This window comes from Kitasatospora sp. NPDC048715 (assembly GCF_043198905.1).
GTDB lineage: Bacteria > Actinomycetota > Actinomycetes > Streptomycetales > Streptomycetaceae > Kitasatospora > Kitasatospora lactacystinica.
The window spans coordinates 890,563-905,234 of the sequence record NZ_JBICVH010000001.1 but is presented as its reverse complement, the minus strand read 5'-3'; the positions used below and the strand labels follow the sequence as shown (position 1 = coordinate 905,234).

Sequence of the window (14,672 nt, the reverse complement as noted above, 5' to 3'; positions counted from 1 at the left end):
CTCCACTCCAGCGGCTACTGTGAGGTGCCCGTCATGACTCAGGCCATGCCTCGCCAGAAGAATCCCCTGGCCCCGCGCTTTCAGGTGGCTTTGCGACCTGCGGAGCTGCCCGACCATGACTTCGAGGACGACGCCACCATCAAAGGCAGGCAATACAGCGGACTGAGCCTCGTCGGACGATCGGGCGAAGCGGTCGAGGTCGAGCAATGCGCCTTCGAGAACGTCCGGTTCACCGGGATGCACCTGGTCCGGTCGGTGCTCGCTCACATCGCCTTCGACACCTGCGACTTCGCCACGGTCCGGACACAGGACGTATCCGTCCTCCGCGGCACGGTGACCGGGTGCCGGCTCACCGGGTCGTCCTGGAGCAACGGCAGTTTCCGTGACGTCCTCTTCGAGGGCAATCGGACAGACAGCACGCTGTTCCGCTACGCGAAGTTCAAGACGGTGGTCTTCAGGGAGTGCAATCTCTCCCAGGCCGACTTTCAGTTCGCCGAACTCCGTGATGTCCGATTCGAGAAGTGCGACCTCACGGGAACCCAGTTCGCCAACGTCGTCATTCAGCCCGGTGTCAGCTTCGACAACTGCACACTGATCGATGTCGGAGGCGCCGCGCACCTCAAGGGTGCCACCGCGTGCGAGGCCCGGGGTCCATGGAACTGGCCCTGAGCCTCGCCAGGGAGGCCGGCATCGTCTTCGAAGCCTAGGCTGCGGCAGGCAGGTCGTAGTGCGCGAACTCCCGGCCCGAGATCGACCGGGTGACGAGATCGAAGTCGATCGTCTCGGCGAAGTCCGCGAGTTCGCGCACCATCCCCTGGCCGTACGGCGTGAACAGGTCCAGCTTGTCCAGCAGGCCGTCCGCGCACTCGCGGATCGAGTGGCGGAACGTGTCCACCAACTCCGTCTCACCCCTCAGGTGCTGCATGAGCATGAGGGGCGGGGCCACCACCGCACTGTGGAAGGCCTTGTCCAGCGGGCGCATCTGCCCGAACTTCACCGCGGAGACGACCCGGTACTCGTCGGCCCCCAGCTCCTTGGCCGGCCGCGTGTAGAGGCGGTACACCATGTCCGCCAGGAAGACGTTCAGGTGCACGGTCTCGTGCACCAGGGACTCGGCGTAGTCGTGGGGCCGCCACTCGTCGCCCGGGCTCATGCTCACCAGGCCCGGGAGCGTCGAACCGGTGCCGCCACCCTTGTTGGTCGAGCTGAACATCACGACGTCGGTGACCACCAGGTCCACGAGGGCGCCCAAGTCGGGGACGAGGTCCCTGGTGTGCAGGAGCGCCACGGAGAAGTCGCGCTTCCACCGCTCCCGCAGGTCGGGCGGGGTGTTCTCCAGCCCCTCGATGATGTTCTCGAAGGTCCTGTTCTCGATCAGGTAGCTGCCCCACTCGCTGTCCTCGAAGGACAGCGTGATGCCCGCATCCTCGACCGGCAGCGGACGGAGCGCGGAGACGACCCTCCGGTACGCGGCCGGGAGGTCCACGGCGGTCGGCGGAGGCTGCTCGTCGACCGCGCTCACGAGTCGGCCGATCGTCTCCTGGGTGTGGTGGATGTTGAGGAACCGCATGGAGGAACACTCCTTCGCTGGAATGCTTGGGAACCACGCGCCCGGCCCCAATTGAGGTGGGGCCGGGCGCGCGACTGCTTCAGGCGCTCAGGTCGGCCGTCAGTTGGTCCAGCCGCCCATCATCGAGGTGTTGTCCTCGTCCAGGAACGCCCGGACGTTGCCCCGGATGGTGTTCGTGGCGCTCTCGTCGAGCGTCACGGACTCGGCCGCCTCGGCGCTCTCGGTGTCGCTGGTGATCACGGACATTGCGATCTCCCTTCATCGGATGAATGGAACAACCTCCCCGGAAAGGGAGGAACCTGCGGGGGGGAGTCGGTGATCCGCATCGGCCACGTACTGCTTGGCCGATGCTGGCCAGGCTACGGACGGCGAGACATCGCTCTCTACGAACTTGCATGAGCTTGCACAGCATTCGACCGGTCAAATAGCGGCGTTGACTACATATCCGCTGTTCGGAGAAGCTTGTGCAAGCCCGAGCAAGCACCTAGATCAGGGAGCCGGCCATGGCCGTGGAGTTCGTTGGCATCGACCCCAGTACCGATCGGGACCACTGCCCCACCGTGTGGGTGGACCCGGATGCTCAGGAGATCCTTTTCCAGGGGTGGAACCCGCGCCCCGAGACCCAGGCGGATTGCGAAGGAACGAGTCCTGCGAACGGGCCGGTCCCCGACAATGAGGCCATCGTCAGGCTTCCGGCCCGGATGGTGCCCATGATCAGGGAGGCATGTGATGCCATCGAGCGTGCCCAGCTTCGCTGAGCTGCTTGAGCAGTGTCAGCGGTCCGCCGTCCATCTGGAGCTGCGGGATTCGTACGCCCCGACGGATCGGTTCGAGGCCTGGCAGCGCGGTGAGCGGATCAACTGGGAGGACCAGGCGTCCTGGTGGCATCCCTATGACCAGTTGATCACAGACGCCGTGGCGCGGGGCGTGGTCATTCGCCGAGCCCGGGTGGTCTCCGAGCCCGTGTCCGAGTACATCCGGTGGGAGCACTACGTCACCCACGCCAACGTCACGGCGGGCGAGCAGGTCCGCTGGCTGCCACGGCGACAGGCCACGAGCATCCCCCTGCCGGGGAACGACTTCTGGCTGTTCGACGGTGCACTGCTTCGGGTGCACCACTTCTCCGGGGACGGCGCCGTGGTCGAAGATGAGATCACAACAGACCCGGACACCGTGAAGCTGTGCACCACCGCGTTCGAAGCAGTCTGGGAGCGGGCGCTCCCGCATCATCTGTACGAGATCTGACGAAGGCCGGCTCCATGCCCGCGCACCCCTCACCGAACGTTCAGAAGGCCCGCGAAGCTCTTGCCGGTCGGCTGAGCGAGATTCGGAAGGACGCGGGGATCAGCGGGCGGGAGCTGGCCGTCAGGTGCGGTTGGTCGGAGTCGAAGTCGTCCCGGATCGAGAACGCCAGGACACCTCCCTCCGACGCCGACATCAGGGCCTGGTGCCGCGCCTGTGACGCCGACGATCAAGCTCCTGACTTGGTTGCCGCCAACCGGCAGTCCGCCGACGCCCATGTGCAGTGGCGACGGCTCCAGCGGAGTGGGCTCCGCCGGCTGCAAGAGTCCACCGGAGACCTGTACCGGCAGACCAAGGTGTTCCGGGTTTACGTCTCCGACGTGGTCCCAGGGTTCCTCCAAACGCCCAGGTACGCCGCCGCCTTGCTGTCGTGCATCGCGGACTTCCGGGGAACTCCGAACGATGTGAGTGACGCTGTGGCAGCCCGGATGAGACGCAACGCGGTGCTGGCCAATGGTGCACGCCGGTTCTCGTTCGTCTGACGAGGGTGATGTCATCGTCCGCACCACCCGCCCCCAGTTCGCCACGTTCCTCCAGGGCGCCAAGGCCGGCGAGTTCGACCACCTCACCGTCACCCCCTGAACAGCACGTCGCCCCGTCGAGCAGCTGCTCGACGGGGCGACGCGAACCCACCGCTCAGACCTCGCGGACGCCCGCGCGCCAGACCGCCGCCGTCAGCGGCACGCCCGGGCGGTAGGCCAGGTGGACGTGCGAGGGGGCGTCCAGCAGGAGCAGGTCGGCGCGGGCGCCGACCGTGACGGTGCCGACGTCGCTGCGCCGGAGGGCGCGGGCGCCGCCCGCGGTGGCCGCCCAGACCGCCTCGTCCGGGGTCATCCCCATCTCCCGCACCGCGACCGCGATGCAGAACGCCATCGAACTGGTGAAGCTGGAGCCCGGGTTGCAGTCGGTGGACAGCGCCACCACCGCGCCCGCGTCCAGCAACCTGCGCCCGCTCGGGTACTCGGCCCGGGTGGAGAACTCCGCCCCCGGCAGCAGGGTCGCGACCGTCGCCGACCCCGCCAGCGCCGCCACGTCCTCGTCCGTCAGGTGGGTGCAGTGGTCCGCCGAGGCGGCCCCCAGTTCGACGGCCAGCTGCACGCCCGGCCCGTAGGTGAGCTGGTTGGCGTGCACGCGCGGCGTGAGGCCCTTCTCGATCCCCGCCGTCAGAACAGCCCGCGCCTGGTCCCCGTCGAAGGCGCCCTTCTCGCAGAACACGTCCACCCAACGGGCGTGCGGCGCACAGGCGTCCAACATCTCGCCGGTGACCAGGTCGACGTACCCGGCCGGGTCCCCGGCGTACTCGGGGGCGACCACGTGGGCGCCCAGGTAGGTGGTCTCCGGGGTGTGCGCGGCGGCGATCCGCAGGGCGCGCGCCTCGTCCTCGACCGTCAGCCCGTAGCCGGACTTGCACTCGATGGTGGTGGTGCCCTGGCGCACCGCCTCCCGGACGAACCGGGCCAGGTTGGCGTCCAGTTCGGCGTCGCTCGCCGCCCGGGTGGCCGCCACCGTGGTCCGGATGCCGCCCGCCGTGTACGGCTGCCCGGACATCCGGGCGTTGAACTCGGCGGTGCGGTCGCCCGCGAACACCAGGTGGGCGTGCGAGTCGACGAAGCCGGGCAGCAGGGCCCGGCCCCCGGCGTCGAAGCGCTCGTCCGCCGCCGGTGCCTGCGCGGCCGGGCCGGCCCAGGCGACGGTGCCGCCGTCGACCACCACGGCCGCGTCGGTGAGCAGGCCGAGCGGCCCGGCGCCCTGCCCGGGGTCGTTGGTGACCAGGCTGCCGATGCCCGTGATCAGGGTGGTCGTGGTGCTCAAGGCAACGCCTTCCGAAGGGAGTTGAACGGGGTCAGTAGTCCAGCGCGCCGATCGCGGAGCGCAGCGCGCCCGGCACGTCGGCCACCAGCCGGTGCACGCCGTCCCGGACGACGTGCCGGCCGCCGACCACGACGTGCCGCACGTCCGCCGCCGAGGCCGCGAAGACCGCGATCTCGGCGCCGAGCCGGGGCGGCGGTCCGGCCGTGCGGACGGTGTCCAGCGCGATCACCGTGAAGTCGGCGAGCGCCCCGGCCTCGATCCGTCCGGCCTCCGGCCAGCCGAGCGAGGCGTGGCCGTCCTCGGTCCCGGCCCGCAGCAGCGCGTTCGCCGTCCAGTGGCCGCGGGTGCGGGTGCGCAGCCGCTCGTCCAGCTCCAGCGCGCGGGCCTCCTCGAACGGGTCGATCACCGCGTGGCTGTCGCTGCCCAGGGTGATCGGGGAGCCCGCCGAGGCCAGCCGGCGGGCCGGGCCGATGCCGTCCGCGAGGTCCCGCTCGGTGGTGGGGCACATGCAGACCGTGGTGGAGGAGTCGGTGAGCAGCCGGACGTCCTCGTCGGTGAGGTGGGTGGCGTGCACGGCCGAGGTGCGCGGGCCGAGCGCGCCGTGGTCGGCGAGCAGCCTCGTCGGGGTGACGCCGTGCGCGGCCAGGCAGGCGTCGTTCTCGGCGGTCTGCTCGGAGAGGTGGACGTGCAGCGGCGCCCCGCGCACCGACGCCCAGTGCGCGACGGTGCCCAGCTGCTCGGCCGGGACGGCCCGCACCGAGTGGACGGCGGCGCCGATCCGGGCGTGCTCGCGCGGCTTGAGCGCGTCCGCCCGGACCGCCCAGGCTTCCGCGTCGCCGTCGCTGAACCGCAGCTGCGGCCTGGTCGGCTCGGCGCCGAAGCCGGAGGAGAGGTAGCAGGTGTCCAGCAGGGTGATCCGGATGCCGGCCCGGGCGGCGGCCTCGATCAGCGCCTCGCCCATCGCGTTCGGGTCGGTGTAGCGGGCGCCGCCGGGCGCGTGGTGCAGGTAGTGGAACTCGCCGACGGCCGTGATGCCGGCCAGCGCCATCTCGGCGTAGACGGCGGTCGCGAGCTCCAGGTAGCGGTCCGGGTCCAGCGCGCCGGCGAACCGGTACATGGTGTCGCGCCAGGTCCAGAAGGTGCCGGAGCCGACCTGGACGTGCCCGCGCAGCGCCCGGTGGAAGGCGTGCGAGTGGGCGTTCGCCTGACCGGGCAGCAGCAGCCCGTCGAGCCGGACGGCGTCGGGCGGGCAGGGGCCGCTGTCCGGGGTGACGGCGGCGATCGTGCCGCCGGGGCCGGTGGTGATCAGCACGTCCGACTCGACCACCGGCCCGTTGTCGTGCGGCAGCCAGGCGTACTGCGCCCAGTAGCGCACGTGCTCGTTCACTGGCACGCCAGGTCCTCCAGTACGTCGGCGAGGGCGGCGACCCCGGCCAGGCAGTCGGCCTGCTCGGCGTGCTCGGCCGGGGAGTGCGAGACGCCGGTGGGGTTGCGCACGAACAGCATGGCGGTCGGGATCGCGGAGGCCAGGATGCCGGCGTCGTGTCCCGCGCCGGTGGGCAGCACGGGGGCGTCCAGCAGCTTGGCCAGCCGGTCGCGCAGCGGCCCGTCGAAGTCCACCACCGGGGTGTAGGACTCGCGGGTCAGCTCGACCCGGACGCCGTCGCGCTCGCCGCGCTCGGCGGCGGCCCGCTCGATCTCGGCGACCAGCTCGGTCAGGGTGCGCTCGTCGGCGGCCCGGGAGTCCAGCCAGCCGCGCACCAGCGAGGCGATCGCGTTGGTGCCGTTGGGCTCCACCGCGACCTTCCCGAAGGTGGCCAGCGCGCCCGCCAGCTTGGCCTTCTTGCGGGCGGCGAGCACGGTGTTGGCGTAGGTCAGCATCGGGTCGCGGCGATCCTCGATCCGGGTGGTGCCGGCGTGGTTGGCCTCGCCGTGGAAGTCGAACCGCCAGCGGCCGTGCGGCCAGATCGCGCCCGCCACGCCGACCGGCTGCCCCTCGGCGAGGCAGCGGCCCTGCTCGACGTGGAGCTCGACGAAGGCGCCGATCCGGGCCAGCCGGTCGTCGTCCGCGCCGATCGCGGTCGGGTCGTAGCCGGCCTTCTCCATCGCGTCGGGCAGCCGCAGGCCGTCGGCGTCGCGCAGCTCGTACGCGGCCTCGCGGGACAGCACCCCGGCGGTCAGCCGGGAGCCGATGCAGGCCACCCCGAACCGGGCGCCCTCCTCGTCGCCGAAGTTGACGATCGCCAGGGGCCTGGTGAGCTCCGTTCCCCTGGCGCGCAGTTCGTCCAGTGCGGCGAAGGAGGAGACCACCCCGAGCGGGCCGTCGAAGGCCCCGCCGTCCGGGACGGAGTCCAGGTGGGAGCCGGTGACGACCGCCCCCCGCCCGTTCGGGTCGCCCAGCCAGGCCCACTGGTTGCCGTTGCGGTCCAGCTCGTACGTCAGGCCGCGGCTGCGCGCCTGCTGCTCGAACCAGGCGCGGCACTCGGCGTCGGCGGAGTTCCAGGCGAAGCGGCGGTAGCCGCCGGAGGAGGCGGAGCGGCCCACGGGGAGCAGCTCCGCCCACATCTCTTCGAACGACGGAACCGTCACAGCTCACCCATGGGAACGCGCACGCCGCGCTCGTCGGCGACCTCGACCGCCCGGTCGTAGCCGGCGTCGACGTGCCGGATGACGCCCATGCCCGGGTCGTTGGTGAGCACCCGGCGGATCTTCTCGCCGGCCAGCGGCGTGCCGTCGGCCACGGTGACCTGACCGGCGTGGATCGAGCGGCCGATGCCGACGCCGCCGCCGTGGTGGATGGAGACCCAGGAGGCGCCGGAGGCCACGTTGACCATGGCGTTGAGCAGCGGCCAGTCGGCGATCGCGTCCGAGCCGTCCAGCATCGCCTCGGTCTCCCGGTACGGGGAGGCGACCGAGCCGCAGTCCAGGTGGTCGCGGCCGATGACGATCGGCGCGGACAGCTCGCCGGAGGCGACCATGTCGTTGAAGCGCTCGCCGGCCTTGTCGCGCTCGCCGTAGCCGAGCCAGCAGATGCGCGCGGGCAGGCCCTGGAAGTGCACCTTCTCCTGGGCCATCTTGATCCAGCGGTGCAGCGACTCGTTCTCCGGGAAGAGGTCGAGCACGGCCTTGTCGGTCTTGGCGATGTCCTGCGGGTCGCCGGACAGGGCCGCCCAGCGGAACGGGCCCTTGCCCTCGCAGAACAGCGGGCGGATGTACGCGGGGACGAAGCCGGGGAAGGCGAAGGCGCGGTCGTAGCCGGCCAGCTGGGCCTCGCCGCGGATCGAGTTGCCGTAGTCGAAGACCTCGGCGCCGCGGTCCAGGAAGCCGACCATGGCCTCGACGTGCTTGGCCATCGACTCGCGCGAGCGGGTGGTGAACTCCGCGGGCTTCTCGGCCGCGTAGGTGGCCATGTCGTCGAAGGCGACGCCGATCGGCAGGTAGCTCAGCGGGTCGTGGGCGCTGGTCTGGTCGGTGACGATGTCGATCGGCGCGTCCATCGCGAGCAGCTGCGGGAAGAGCTCGGCGGCGTTGCCCAGCAGGCCGATGGAGAGCGGCTGCTTCTTGTCGCGGGCCGCGGTGGCCAGCTCCAGCGCGTGCGCGAGGTTCTTGGCCTCGACGTCCAGGTAGCGGTGCTCGATCCGGCGGGAGATCCGGGACGGGTCGCAGTCGATGCAGATCGCCACGCCGCCGTTCATGGTGACGGCCAGCGGCTGGGCGCCGCCCATCCCGCCGAGGCCGGCGGTGAGGGTGATGGTGCCCTCCAGCGAACCGTTGTACCGCTTGTTGGCGACGGCGGCGAAGGTCTCGTAGGTGCCCTGGAGGATGCCCTGGGTGCCGATGTAGATCCACGAGCCGGCGGTCATCTGCCCGTACATGGTGAGCCCGAGGCTCTCCAGCCGGCGGAACTCCTCCCAGTTGGCCCAGTCGCCGACCAGGTTGGAGTTGGCGATGAGCACGCGCGGCGCCCACTCGTGGGTCTGCATCACGCCGACCGGCCGCCCGGACTGGACCAGCATGGTCTCGTCCTGCTTCAGGCCCTCCAGCGTCCTCACCATGGCGTCGAAGGAGCGCCAGTCCCGCGCGGCCTTGCCCGTGCCGCCGTAGACCACCAGCTTGGACGGGTGCTCGGCCACCTCGGGGTCGAGGTTGTTCATCAGCATCCGCAGGGCCGCCTCCTGCTGCCACCCCTGCGCCGTCAGCCCCGTCCCACGCGCCGCGCGCACCTCACGCGGCCCGCTCGCCTGCTGCACCATAGTTCGGCCTCCCTGCGGATGGATTCATTCAAGCTATGTTCGATTGAATATAACTAAACAGTCGGCTTTCGACCAGACCCCGAAAGCATCCGATCAACGCCCGAACCGGAACGCCTGCCGCCAGTAGCCTGCGGCCGGAAGCACCAGCCGATCGGCCCAGCGGAGGACGCCATGGCAGCTGTTCCGGCACGCTCCGGCAGGCTGCGCCGGACCGCCGAAGGGATCGAGCGGCGCACCGGGCTGCGGGTCGAGATCATCGGCGGCACGCTGCTGATGTCGCCTCCCCGCCGAGGGAAACACGCCGGCACAGTGCGCCACCTGCGCGAAGACCTCGGACCGCAGCTGCCCGCGAACCTCGGCGCCTACGAGTCGTCATCGGTCGCCCTACCGGACGACGAGGACGACTACGCCACCCCCGACCTGATCGTGCTGCCCGTCGCATGGGAGAACGAGGACGACCGGCGAGCCGATCCCCGCCGTGCCGCTCTCGCCGTTCAGGTCGTTCCCGGCCCCTCGCTCATCACCCACATCGCCGCCAGGACCAGCTGGTACGCGATCGCAGGCGTTCCGGTCCTCCTCACGGTCGACCCCCGCAAGGGCGCCTGGACACTCCACACCCGCCCCCGCGACGGCGAGTACCAGGGCGTCCTGCGCGGCACGTACGGCGAGGCCGTCCCGCTGCCCGCGCCGCTGCCCGCCGAGCTGGACACCTCCGGCCTTCCGCTGTACGCGCCGCGCGGCTGAGTCAGGCCGCCGCGCCGCCGTCCCAGTCGATGCCGATCTCGGCGAGCCAGCGGCGGTCGTCGGCGTCCGGGGCGGGCGGGGACGGCGGGCGGGGGATGTTCTGGACGGGGCCGAGGCCGTACTTCTCGGCGGCCGCGACGGCGCGGGCGTCGGGTTCGATGACGCCGACGTGGACGGCCGACTCGTCGCCCGGGTCGAGGACGGTCAGTTCGGGTTCGGGCAGGCGCCGCAGGGTGACGCGGCGTCCGCAGGCGGGGCAGGACCATTCGTCGGCGCCCGAGGAGAGGCGGGCGACGAACTTCATCTCGTGGATCACGTGCATGGGTGGCACCCCCTGCAGGAGGGGATGCCCGGGTTCGTGACGGCTACTCCCCCGCCGCCGTTCCGGGCCGTGCTTGTTCCGCGCTCATTCCAGGAAGAGGCCGCGCGCCGCCGCCGACTGCTCGATCGCCTCCAACCGGGCTTCCGCTCCCGGCAGTTCGTCGCACATGGACTGCAGCAGCACCCGGCCGAGCATCATCGGGGCGCACGCGGTGTCGAAGACCAGCCCGGTGCCGACGGCGGCCGGCAGCATCAGGTCGGACAGCTTGGCGACCGGCGCGAAGGCGCTGTCGGCCACGGTGAGCACCGTCAGCCCGCACTCGCGGGCCACCGTCAGCGCGTCCATCAGCTCCCGCGGGTAGCGCGGCAGCGCGAAGCAGAGCAGTGCGCTGGCCCCGGCCGCCCGGGCCTGTTCCAGCCGGTCGGCGAGCATGCTGCCGCCCTCGTCCAGCAGCCGGATGTCCGGGTGCACCTTGGCCGCGAAGTAGGCGAAGCCGCGCGCCTGCGCCGAGGCGGCCCGCAGGCCGAGCACCGGCAGCGGGCGGGAGGCGGCGAGCAGCCGGGCGGCCCGGGTGATCGGCTCCGGGTCGGCGAGGAGTTCGGCGAGGTGGCGCAGGTGGGCGATCTCGGCGAGCACGGCCTGCTGGTGCTCGTTGCGCACCGCGTCGTCCGGGGTCTCCGGCGCGGCCTGTTCGCCGCCGCCGAGTTCGCGCAGCTGCTTGCGCAGCGCCGGGTAGCCGTCGTACCCGAGCGCGACCGCGAAGCGGGTGACGGAGGGCTGGCTGACGCCCGCGAGTTCGGCGACCTCGACGCTGGACAGGAACGGCGCCTCGGTGGCGTGCCGCACCAGCGAGTGGGCGATCCGGCGCTGGGTCGGCGTCAGCCGGTGCCCCTCGAACAGTTGGAGCAGCCGGGCGGAGGGGCCGACGCTGCCGGTCTCGTCGGTGGCGGTCATCAGCGGTACCTCCGGGTGCGAGGGGGTCGGACGACGACTGTGCAGGAGCGGGCCGCACCTGGCAAAGACGTCTCGTACGGCGGGACGTCCGGTGGGACGCCCCTTGGGTCGGACCGGTCGCGCGGGCCGGACCGGTCGGACCGGTCGGACCGGTCGGACCGGTCGGACCCGCGGTCGGCCGCGCCGGGTCGGGGTAACCCTGATTTGTCCCTGAGCCCGCCCGGATTCCTCCTGCGAACGGATGGACCGGGGGCCCCGGCGGCCCCACCCTGGTTCCATGGACACTCGTCAGGACGAACTGCGGCGCGACCTCGACGCCACCCTCCAGGCCCGCAAGGAGCTCGGCAAGGAGTACGAGGACGCACTCGTCGACTCCTTCATGAAGCGGCTCGACGCCCGGCTGGACGCCCGGGTCGAGCGGTCGGTGGCCCAGCGGTTGGACGACTACGAGCCGCGGTCCCCCCACCGGGGGCAGTCCCGCCGTCCGGGCTGGGGCAAGCGCTCCAACACCGGGCTCGCGGTGACCTCGCTGGTCCTCGGCATCCCGCTGACGGCGATCGCGGGCAGCCCGGAGAGCGGCGGCTTCGCCGGTCTGGTGGTCTGCTGGGCGGGCATCGTCGGGGTCAACCTGGCGGCCGCCCTGGGCGAGCTGCGCAACCGCCGGGACCGCGCGGAGCGCTCGCCGCGGAGCGACTGGGACTGAGCCCCGTCACTCCGCGGCGACGCCACGACCCCGGCCGGCCGGGTCTCAGGCCAGCGGGCCGGTGACCCGCTCGACCGCCCGCACCAGCTCGCCGGAGGCGACCAGCTCGGCGGCGGCCTCCAGGTCGGGCGAGAGGAAGCGGTCGCGGCCGGCGCCGCCGACGCCCGCCTCCCGGGCGGCGGCCATGGCGGCCGCGGTGGCCGGGGCGACGCGGCCCGACGCGTCGGCCTGCTGACGGATCTCCAGCGCCCGGGCGGACGCGGTGAGTTCGACGGCGAGGATCCGGCCGAGGTTGGCCACGGCCTGGCGCAGCTTGCGCGCGGCCGACCAGCCCATCGACACGTGGTCCTCCTGCATCGCGGAGGAGGGGATCGAGTCGACCGAGGCCGGGACGGCGAGCCGCTTGTTCTCGCTGACCAGCGCGGCCTGGGTGTACTGGGCGATCATCAGGCCGGAGTCCACGCCCGGGTCGTCGGCCAGGAAGGCCGGCAGGCCGTGCGAGCGGGCCTTGTCGAGCAGCCGGTCGGTGCGGCGCTCGGAGATCGAGCCGAGGTCGGCGGCGGCGATGGCGAGGAAGTCCAGCACGTAGGCGACCGGGGCGCCGTGGAAGTTGCCGTTGGACTCCACCCGGCCGTCCGGCAGCACCACCGGGTTGTCGACCGAGGCGGCCAGTTCGCGCGAGGCGACCAGCCGGGCGTGCTCCAGGGTGTCCCGGCCGGCGCCGGCGACCTGCGGGGCGCAGCGGATCGAGTAGGCGTCCTGGACCCGCGGCGCGTCGTCCTGGTGGTGGCCGGTGAGGCCGGAGTCCTTGAGGACGGCGAGCATGTTGGCGGCGCTCAGCGCCTGGCCCGGGTGCGGGCGGATCGGGGCGTGCAGCTCGGGGGCGAGCACCTTCTCGGTGCCGAGCAGCGCCTCCAGGCTCATCGCGGCGGTGATGTCGGCGGTGGTGAACAGCCGCTGGAGGTCGGCGATGGCCATCACCAGCATGCCGAGCATGCCGTCGGTGCCGTTGATGAGGGCGAGGCCCTCCTTCTCCAGCAGCTCGACGGGCTCGATCCCGGCGGCGGCGAGCAGTTCGGCGGCGGGCTTCTCCACGCCGTCCGGGCCGGTGGCGGTGCCCTCGCCCATCAGGACCAGTGCGCAGTGCGACAGCGGCGCGAGGTCGCCGGAGCAGCCGAGCGAGCCGAACTCCCGCACCACCGGGGTGATGCCCGCGTTGAGCAGGGCGGCCATGGTCCGGGCGACCAGCGGCCGGACGCCGGTACGGCCGGAGGCCAGCGTCTTCATCCGCAGGAACACCAGCGCGCGGACCACCTCGCGTTCGACCGCCGGCCCCATGCCGGCGGCGTGCGAGCGCACCAGCGACCGCTGCAGCTGGGCGCGCAGTTCGGGGCTGATGTGGCGCACGGCGAGCGCGCCGAAGCCGGTCGACACGCCGTAGACGGGGCGCGGCTCGGCCGCGAGGGCGTCGATCCGCGCGCGGGCGGTCGCCATCTCGGCCAGCGCGTCGGGGCCGATCTCGACCCGGGCGTTGCCCCGGGCGACGGCGAGGACGTCCTCCGCGCTGACGTCGGCCTTGCCGACCAGGACCAGCGGAGCGTCGGGGGCCACAGCACTGTGCATATCCATATACACCATCACATCAGGTGAATGAAGATATGACAACAGGTGCTCGCCATCCGGATTCTCCGCCCTCCGGACCGGCGCCGCACAGCGCGGCCCCCGGGCCGCCTCCGCTTCACCTCGTGAGTTCACCTCACGAGCTCGGCCTCGATCAGGTCCGCCGCCCGGGCGGTGCCGCCCTCGGCCCGCCCGGCGGCGGACAGCTCGCGCAGCCGCTCGGCCACCGCCGGGTCGCCGACCAGCTCCAGCAGGGCGGCGCGCAGCGCCTCCGCGGTGGCCTGCTCGGTGTCCAGCCGGCGGGCGACGCCGAGCCCCTCCAGGGCGTCCGCGTTGGCGAACTGGTCGGTGGCCTGCGGCACCGCGATCATCGGCACGGCGTGGAACAGCCCCTCGCTGGAGCCGCCCATGCCCGCGTGGGTGACGAAGGCGTCCGCCTGGGAGAGCACCGACAGCTGCGGCACCCACCGGTGCACCTCGACGGTGTCCGGCACCTCGCCGAGCTCGGCCGGGTCGGTGTGGCTGCCGATCTGGAGCACGGTGTGCCAGCCCGGCAGCTCGCCGAAGGCCCGGACGCAGGCCCGGTAGAAGGCGGGCTGGTGGGTGAAGGCCGAGCCCAGCGAGACCAGCAGCACCTTCTCGGCGCCGGCCGGCCGCTCCCACCGCCCCTGGTGGGCGCGGTCGCCGAAGCAGGGCCCGACGAAGCTGATCCGCCGCTCGTCGACCCGGTCGGCGTTGGGCTGCAGGGCGCGCGGGACCAGGGCGATCGCCCGCTCCGGGCGGTTCTTGAAGGCGTCCACGTCGCGCTGCGCCGCACCGGCCTCGGCCAGCCAGTCGGCGAACCGGCGGTAGTGCTCGGCGCCGCCCGGACCGGTGCGGATCGCCTCGAACACCTCCGCGAGGTCCTGCTCGAAGCCCTCCCAGCCGACGAAGGTGGGCGACAGCTGCACGACCGGCACCCCCAGCCGTTCGCCGAGCGCCCGGGCCGCGAAGCCCGCGATGTCGCAGAGCACCAGGTCGGGCCGGTCGTCGGCGAAGGCCTCCAGGAGGACGGGCCACATGGAGAGCGCGTCGTCCAGGAACAGCTCCTGGATCGCCACCGGATCCTCCATCCAGCCGTCCGGGTCGTCGGCGAGCGGCAGCTTCGTCGGGTACGGGACGAAGGCGGCGCCGGTGGACTCCACGGTTTCCCGGAAGGACGGGTCGTTGACGTAGCTGACCCGGTGGCCGCGGGCGACCAGCTCGGTGATCACGGCGAGGCTGGGGTTGACGTGGCCATGGGCCGGAATGGAGACCATCAGGATGTGTGCGGGGCGGTTCACGGGCACCTCCGGGGCAGCGATGAAGACGAGACGGACCGTCTCGCGGTTGCTTGAGAAGACAATACGGTTC

16 protein-coding genes and 1 pseudogene are annotated in these 14,672 nt (G+C 72.2%); 7 read left to right on the top strand and 10 right to left on the bottom strand.

The window, feature by feature from the left end:
* The first annotated feature begins 33 nt into the window (after positions 1-33).
* Positions 34-669, top strand: coding sequence for a pentapeptide repeat-containing protein (locus ACGFSC_RS04195; protein ID WP_359906126.1), 636 nt, complete (start codon positions 34-36; stop codon positions 667-669).
* Positions 670-703: 34 nt separating this feature from the next.
* On the opposite strand, the gene ACGFSC_RS04190 is transcribed toward ACGFSC_RS04195, so the two are convergent.
* Both ACGFSC_RS04190 and ACGFSC_RS04185 read right to left on the bottom strand, forming a co-directional pair.
* Positions 704-1,570 (bottom strand): aKG-HExxH-type peptide beta-hydroxylase, encoded by an 867-nt coding sequence (locus ACGFSC_RS04190; protein ID WP_359906123.1) that lies wholly within the window; start codon positions 1,568-1,570, stop codon positions 704-706.
* A gap of 99 nt (positions 1,571-1,669) precedes the next feature.
* Positions 1,670-1,816 (bottom strand): hypothetical protein, encoded by a 147-nt coding sequence (locus ACGFSC_RS04185; RefSeq protein WP_158077738.1) that lies wholly within the window; start codon positions 1,814-1,816, stop codon positions 1,670-1,672.
* Positions 1,817-2,073: 257 nt separating this feature from the next.
* Here ACGFSC_RS04185 and ACGFSC_RS04180 point away from each other — a divergent pair, with 257 nt between their 5' ends.
* The 4 genes and pseudogenes from ACGFSC_RS04180 to ACGFSC_RS04165 all read left to right on the top strand — a co-directional run bounded on the left by ACGFSC_RS04180 (position 2,074) and on the right by ACGFSC_RS04165 (position 3,454).
* Positions 2,074-2,328 carry a hypothetical protein gene (locus ACGFSC_RS04180; RefSeq protein ID WP_074003881.1) on the top strand — a complete coding sequence of 85 codons (255 nt, stop codon included), beginning with the start codon at positions 2,074-2,076 and terminating at the stop codon, positions 2,326-2,328.
* A complete protein-coding gene (locus tag ACGFSC_RS04175; RefSeq protein ID WP_074003882.1) occupies positions 2,300-2,815 on the top strand; it encodes a DUF6879 family protein in 516 nt (171 codons plus the stop codon). The genes ACGFSC_RS04180 and ACGFSC_RS04175 overlap by 29 nt, the downstream gene beginning before the upstream one ends.
* Positions 2,816-2,829: 14 nt before the next feature.
* Positions 2,830-3,351, top strand: a pseudogene (locus ACGFSC_RS04170) (Scr1 family TA system antitoxin-like transcriptional regulator); the annotation flags it as partial.
* The gene (locus ACGFSC_RS04165; RefSeq protein ID WP_359906119.1) at positions 3,326-3,454 is read left to right on the top strand and encodes a hypothetical protein; all 129 of its coding nucleotides are present in this window, start codon (positions 3,326-3,328) and stop codon (positions 3,452-3,454) included. The pseudogene ACGFSC_RS04170 and the gene ACGFSC_RS04165, both read left to right, overlap by 26 nt.
* A 54-nt stretch (positions 3,455-3,508) precedes the next feature.
* Here the strand turns inward: ACGFSC_RS04165 and hutI are convergent, their stop codons facing one another.
* From hutI to hutU, 4 genes are read right to left on the bottom strand one after another with little or no spacing between them, the layout of a single operon-like run.
* On the bottom strand, positions 3,509-4,684 hold the full coding sequence (gene hutI, locus ACGFSC_RS04160) for an imidazolonepropionase (RefSeq protein ID WP_359906116.1): 1,176 nt from the start codon (positions 4,682-4,684) through the stop codon (positions 3,509-3,511).
* A 31-nt stretch (positions 4,685-4,715) separates the two neighbouring features.
* The gene (locus tag ACGFSC_RS04155; RefSeq protein WP_359906113.1) at positions 4,716-6,077 is read right to left on the bottom strand and encodes a formimidoylglutamate deiminase; all 1,362 of its coding nucleotides are present in this window, start codon (positions 6,075-6,077) and stop codon (positions 4,716-4,718) included.
* Positions 6,068-7,249, bottom strand: a complete 1,182-nt coding sequence (locus ACGFSC_RS04150) for an allantoate amidohydrolase (RefSeq protein WP_359906165.1) — start codon at positions 7,247-7,249, stop codon at positions 6,068-6,070. Before ACGFSC_RS04150 ends, ACGFSC_RS04155 begins: the two co-directional genes overlap by 10 nt.
* Before the next feature lie 20 nt (positions 7,250-7,269).
* Positions 7,270-8,937 carry a urocanate hydratase gene (hutU, locus tag ACGFSC_RS04145; protein WP_359906110.1) on the bottom strand — a complete coding sequence of 556 codons (1,668 nt, stop codon included), beginning with the start codon at positions 8,935-8,937 and terminating at the stop codon, positions 7,270-7,272.
* 171 nt (positions 8,938-9,108) lie between these two features.
* Between hutU and ACGFSC_RS04140 the strand changes: the two genes are divergently transcribed.
* Entirely contained in the window at positions 9,109-9,681 is a 573-nt protein-coding gene (locus tag ACGFSC_RS04140; protein ID WP_359906107.1) for a Uma2 family endonuclease, read from the top strand.
* A 1-nt stretch (position 9,682) separates the two neighbouring features.
* Here the strand turns inward: ACGFSC_RS04140 and ACGFSC_RS04135 are convergent, their stop codons facing one another.
* Positions 9,683-10,003, bottom strand: coding sequence for a hypothetical protein (locus ACGFSC_RS04135; RefSeq protein ID WP_359906104.1), 321 nt, complete (start codon positions 10,001-10,003; stop codon positions 9,683-9,685).
* Between the two features lie 84 nt (positions 10,004-10,087).
* Positions 10,088-10,957, bottom strand: a complete 870-nt coding sequence (locus ACGFSC_RS04130; RefSeq protein WP_224278798.1) for a MurR/RpiR family transcriptional regulator — start codon at positions 10,955-10,957, stop codon at positions 10,088-10,090.
* 277 nt (positions 10,958-11,234) lie between these two features.
* On the opposite strand from ACGFSC_RS04130, the gene ACGFSC_RS04125 reads away from it, so the two are divergent.
* Positions 11,235-11,660 (top strand): hypothetical protein, encoded by a 426-nt coding sequence (locus tag ACGFSC_RS04125; protein WP_359906101.1) that lies wholly within the window; start codon positions 11,235-11,237, stop codon positions 11,658-11,660.
* A gap of 45 nt (positions 11,661-11,705) precedes the next feature.
* Here the strand turns inward: ACGFSC_RS04125 and hutH are convergent, their stop codons facing one another.
* Together hutH and ACGFSC_RS04115 are read right to left on the bottom strand one after the other, a co-directional pair.
* Entirely contained in the window at positions 11,706-13,283 is a 1,578-nt protein-coding gene (hutH, locus tag ACGFSC_RS04120; protein WP_359906098.1) for a histidine ammonia-lyase, read from the bottom strand.
* Between the two features lie 128 nt (positions 13,284-13,411).
* Complete coding sequence (locus tag ACGFSC_RS04115; protein WP_359906162.1) at positions 13,412-14,578, bottom strand: macrolide family glycosyltransferase; 1,167 nt, start codon at positions 14,576-14,578, stop codon at positions 13,412-13,414.
* Between the last annotated feature and the right edge of the window lie 94 nt (positions 14,579-14,672).

Excerpts from the sequence above, each read along its gene's own strand:
- ACGFSC_RS04175 (WP_074003882.1), top strand. The coding sequence starts at position 2,300 with ATGCCATCGAGCGTGCCCAGCTTCGCTGAGCTGCTTGAGCAGTGTCAG.
- ACGFSC_RS04165 (WP_359906119.1), top strand. The coding sequence starts at position 3,326 with ATGGTGCACGCCGGTTCTCGTTCGTCTGACGAGGGTGATGTCATCGTC.
- hutH (WP_359906098.1), bottom strand. The coding sequence starts at position 13,283 with ATGCACAGTGCTGTGGCCCCCGACGCTCCGCTGGTCCTGGTCGGCAAG.
- ACGFSC_RS04125 (WP_359906101.1), top strand. The coding sequence starts at position 11,235 with ATGGACACTCGTCAGGACGAACTGCGGCGCGACCTCGACGCCACCCTC.
- ACGFSC_RS04195 (WP_359906126.1), top strand. The coding sequence starts at position 34 with ATGACTCAGGCCATGCCTCGCCAGAAGAATCCCCTGGCCCCGCGCTTT.
- ACGFSC_RS04115 (WP_359906162.1), bottom strand. The coding sequence starts at position 14,578 with ATGGTCTCCATTCCGGCCCATGGCCACGTCAACCCCAGCCTCGCCGTG.
- ACGFSC_RS04135 (WP_359906104.1), bottom strand. The coding sequence starts at position 10,003 with ATGCACGTGATCCACGAGATGAAGTTCGTCGCCCGCCTCTCCTCGGGC.
- ACGFSC_RS04150 (WP_359906165.1), bottom strand. The coding sequence starts at position 7,249 with ATGTGGGCGGAGCTGCTCCCCGTGGGCCGCTCCGCCTCCTCCGGCGGC.
- hutU (WP_359906110.1), bottom strand. The coding sequence starts at position 8,937 with ATGGTGCAGCAGGCGAGCGGGCCGCGTGAGGTGCGCGCGGCGCGTGGG.
- ACGFSC_RS04185 (WP_158077738.1), bottom strand. The coding sequence starts at position 1,816 with ATGTCCGTGATCACCAGCGACACCGAGAGCGCCGAGGCGGCCGAGTCC.
- ACGFSC_RS04130 (WP_224278798.1), bottom strand. The coding sequence starts at position 10,957 with ATGACCGCCACCGACGAGACCGGCAGCGTCGGCCCCTCCGCCCGGCTG.
- ACGFSC_RS04140 (WP_359906107.1), top strand. The coding sequence starts at position 9,109 with ATGGCAGCTGTTCCGGCACGCTCCGGCAGGCTGCGCCGGACCGCCGAA.
- ACGFSC_RS04180 (WP_074003881.1), top strand. The coding sequence starts at position 2,074 with ATGGCCGTGGAGTTCGTTGGCATCGACCCCAGTACCGATCGGGACCAC.
- ACGFSC_RS04190 (WP_359906123.1), bottom strand. The coding sequence starts at position 1,570 with ATGCGGTTCCTCAACATCCACCACACCCAGGAGACGATCGGCCGACTC.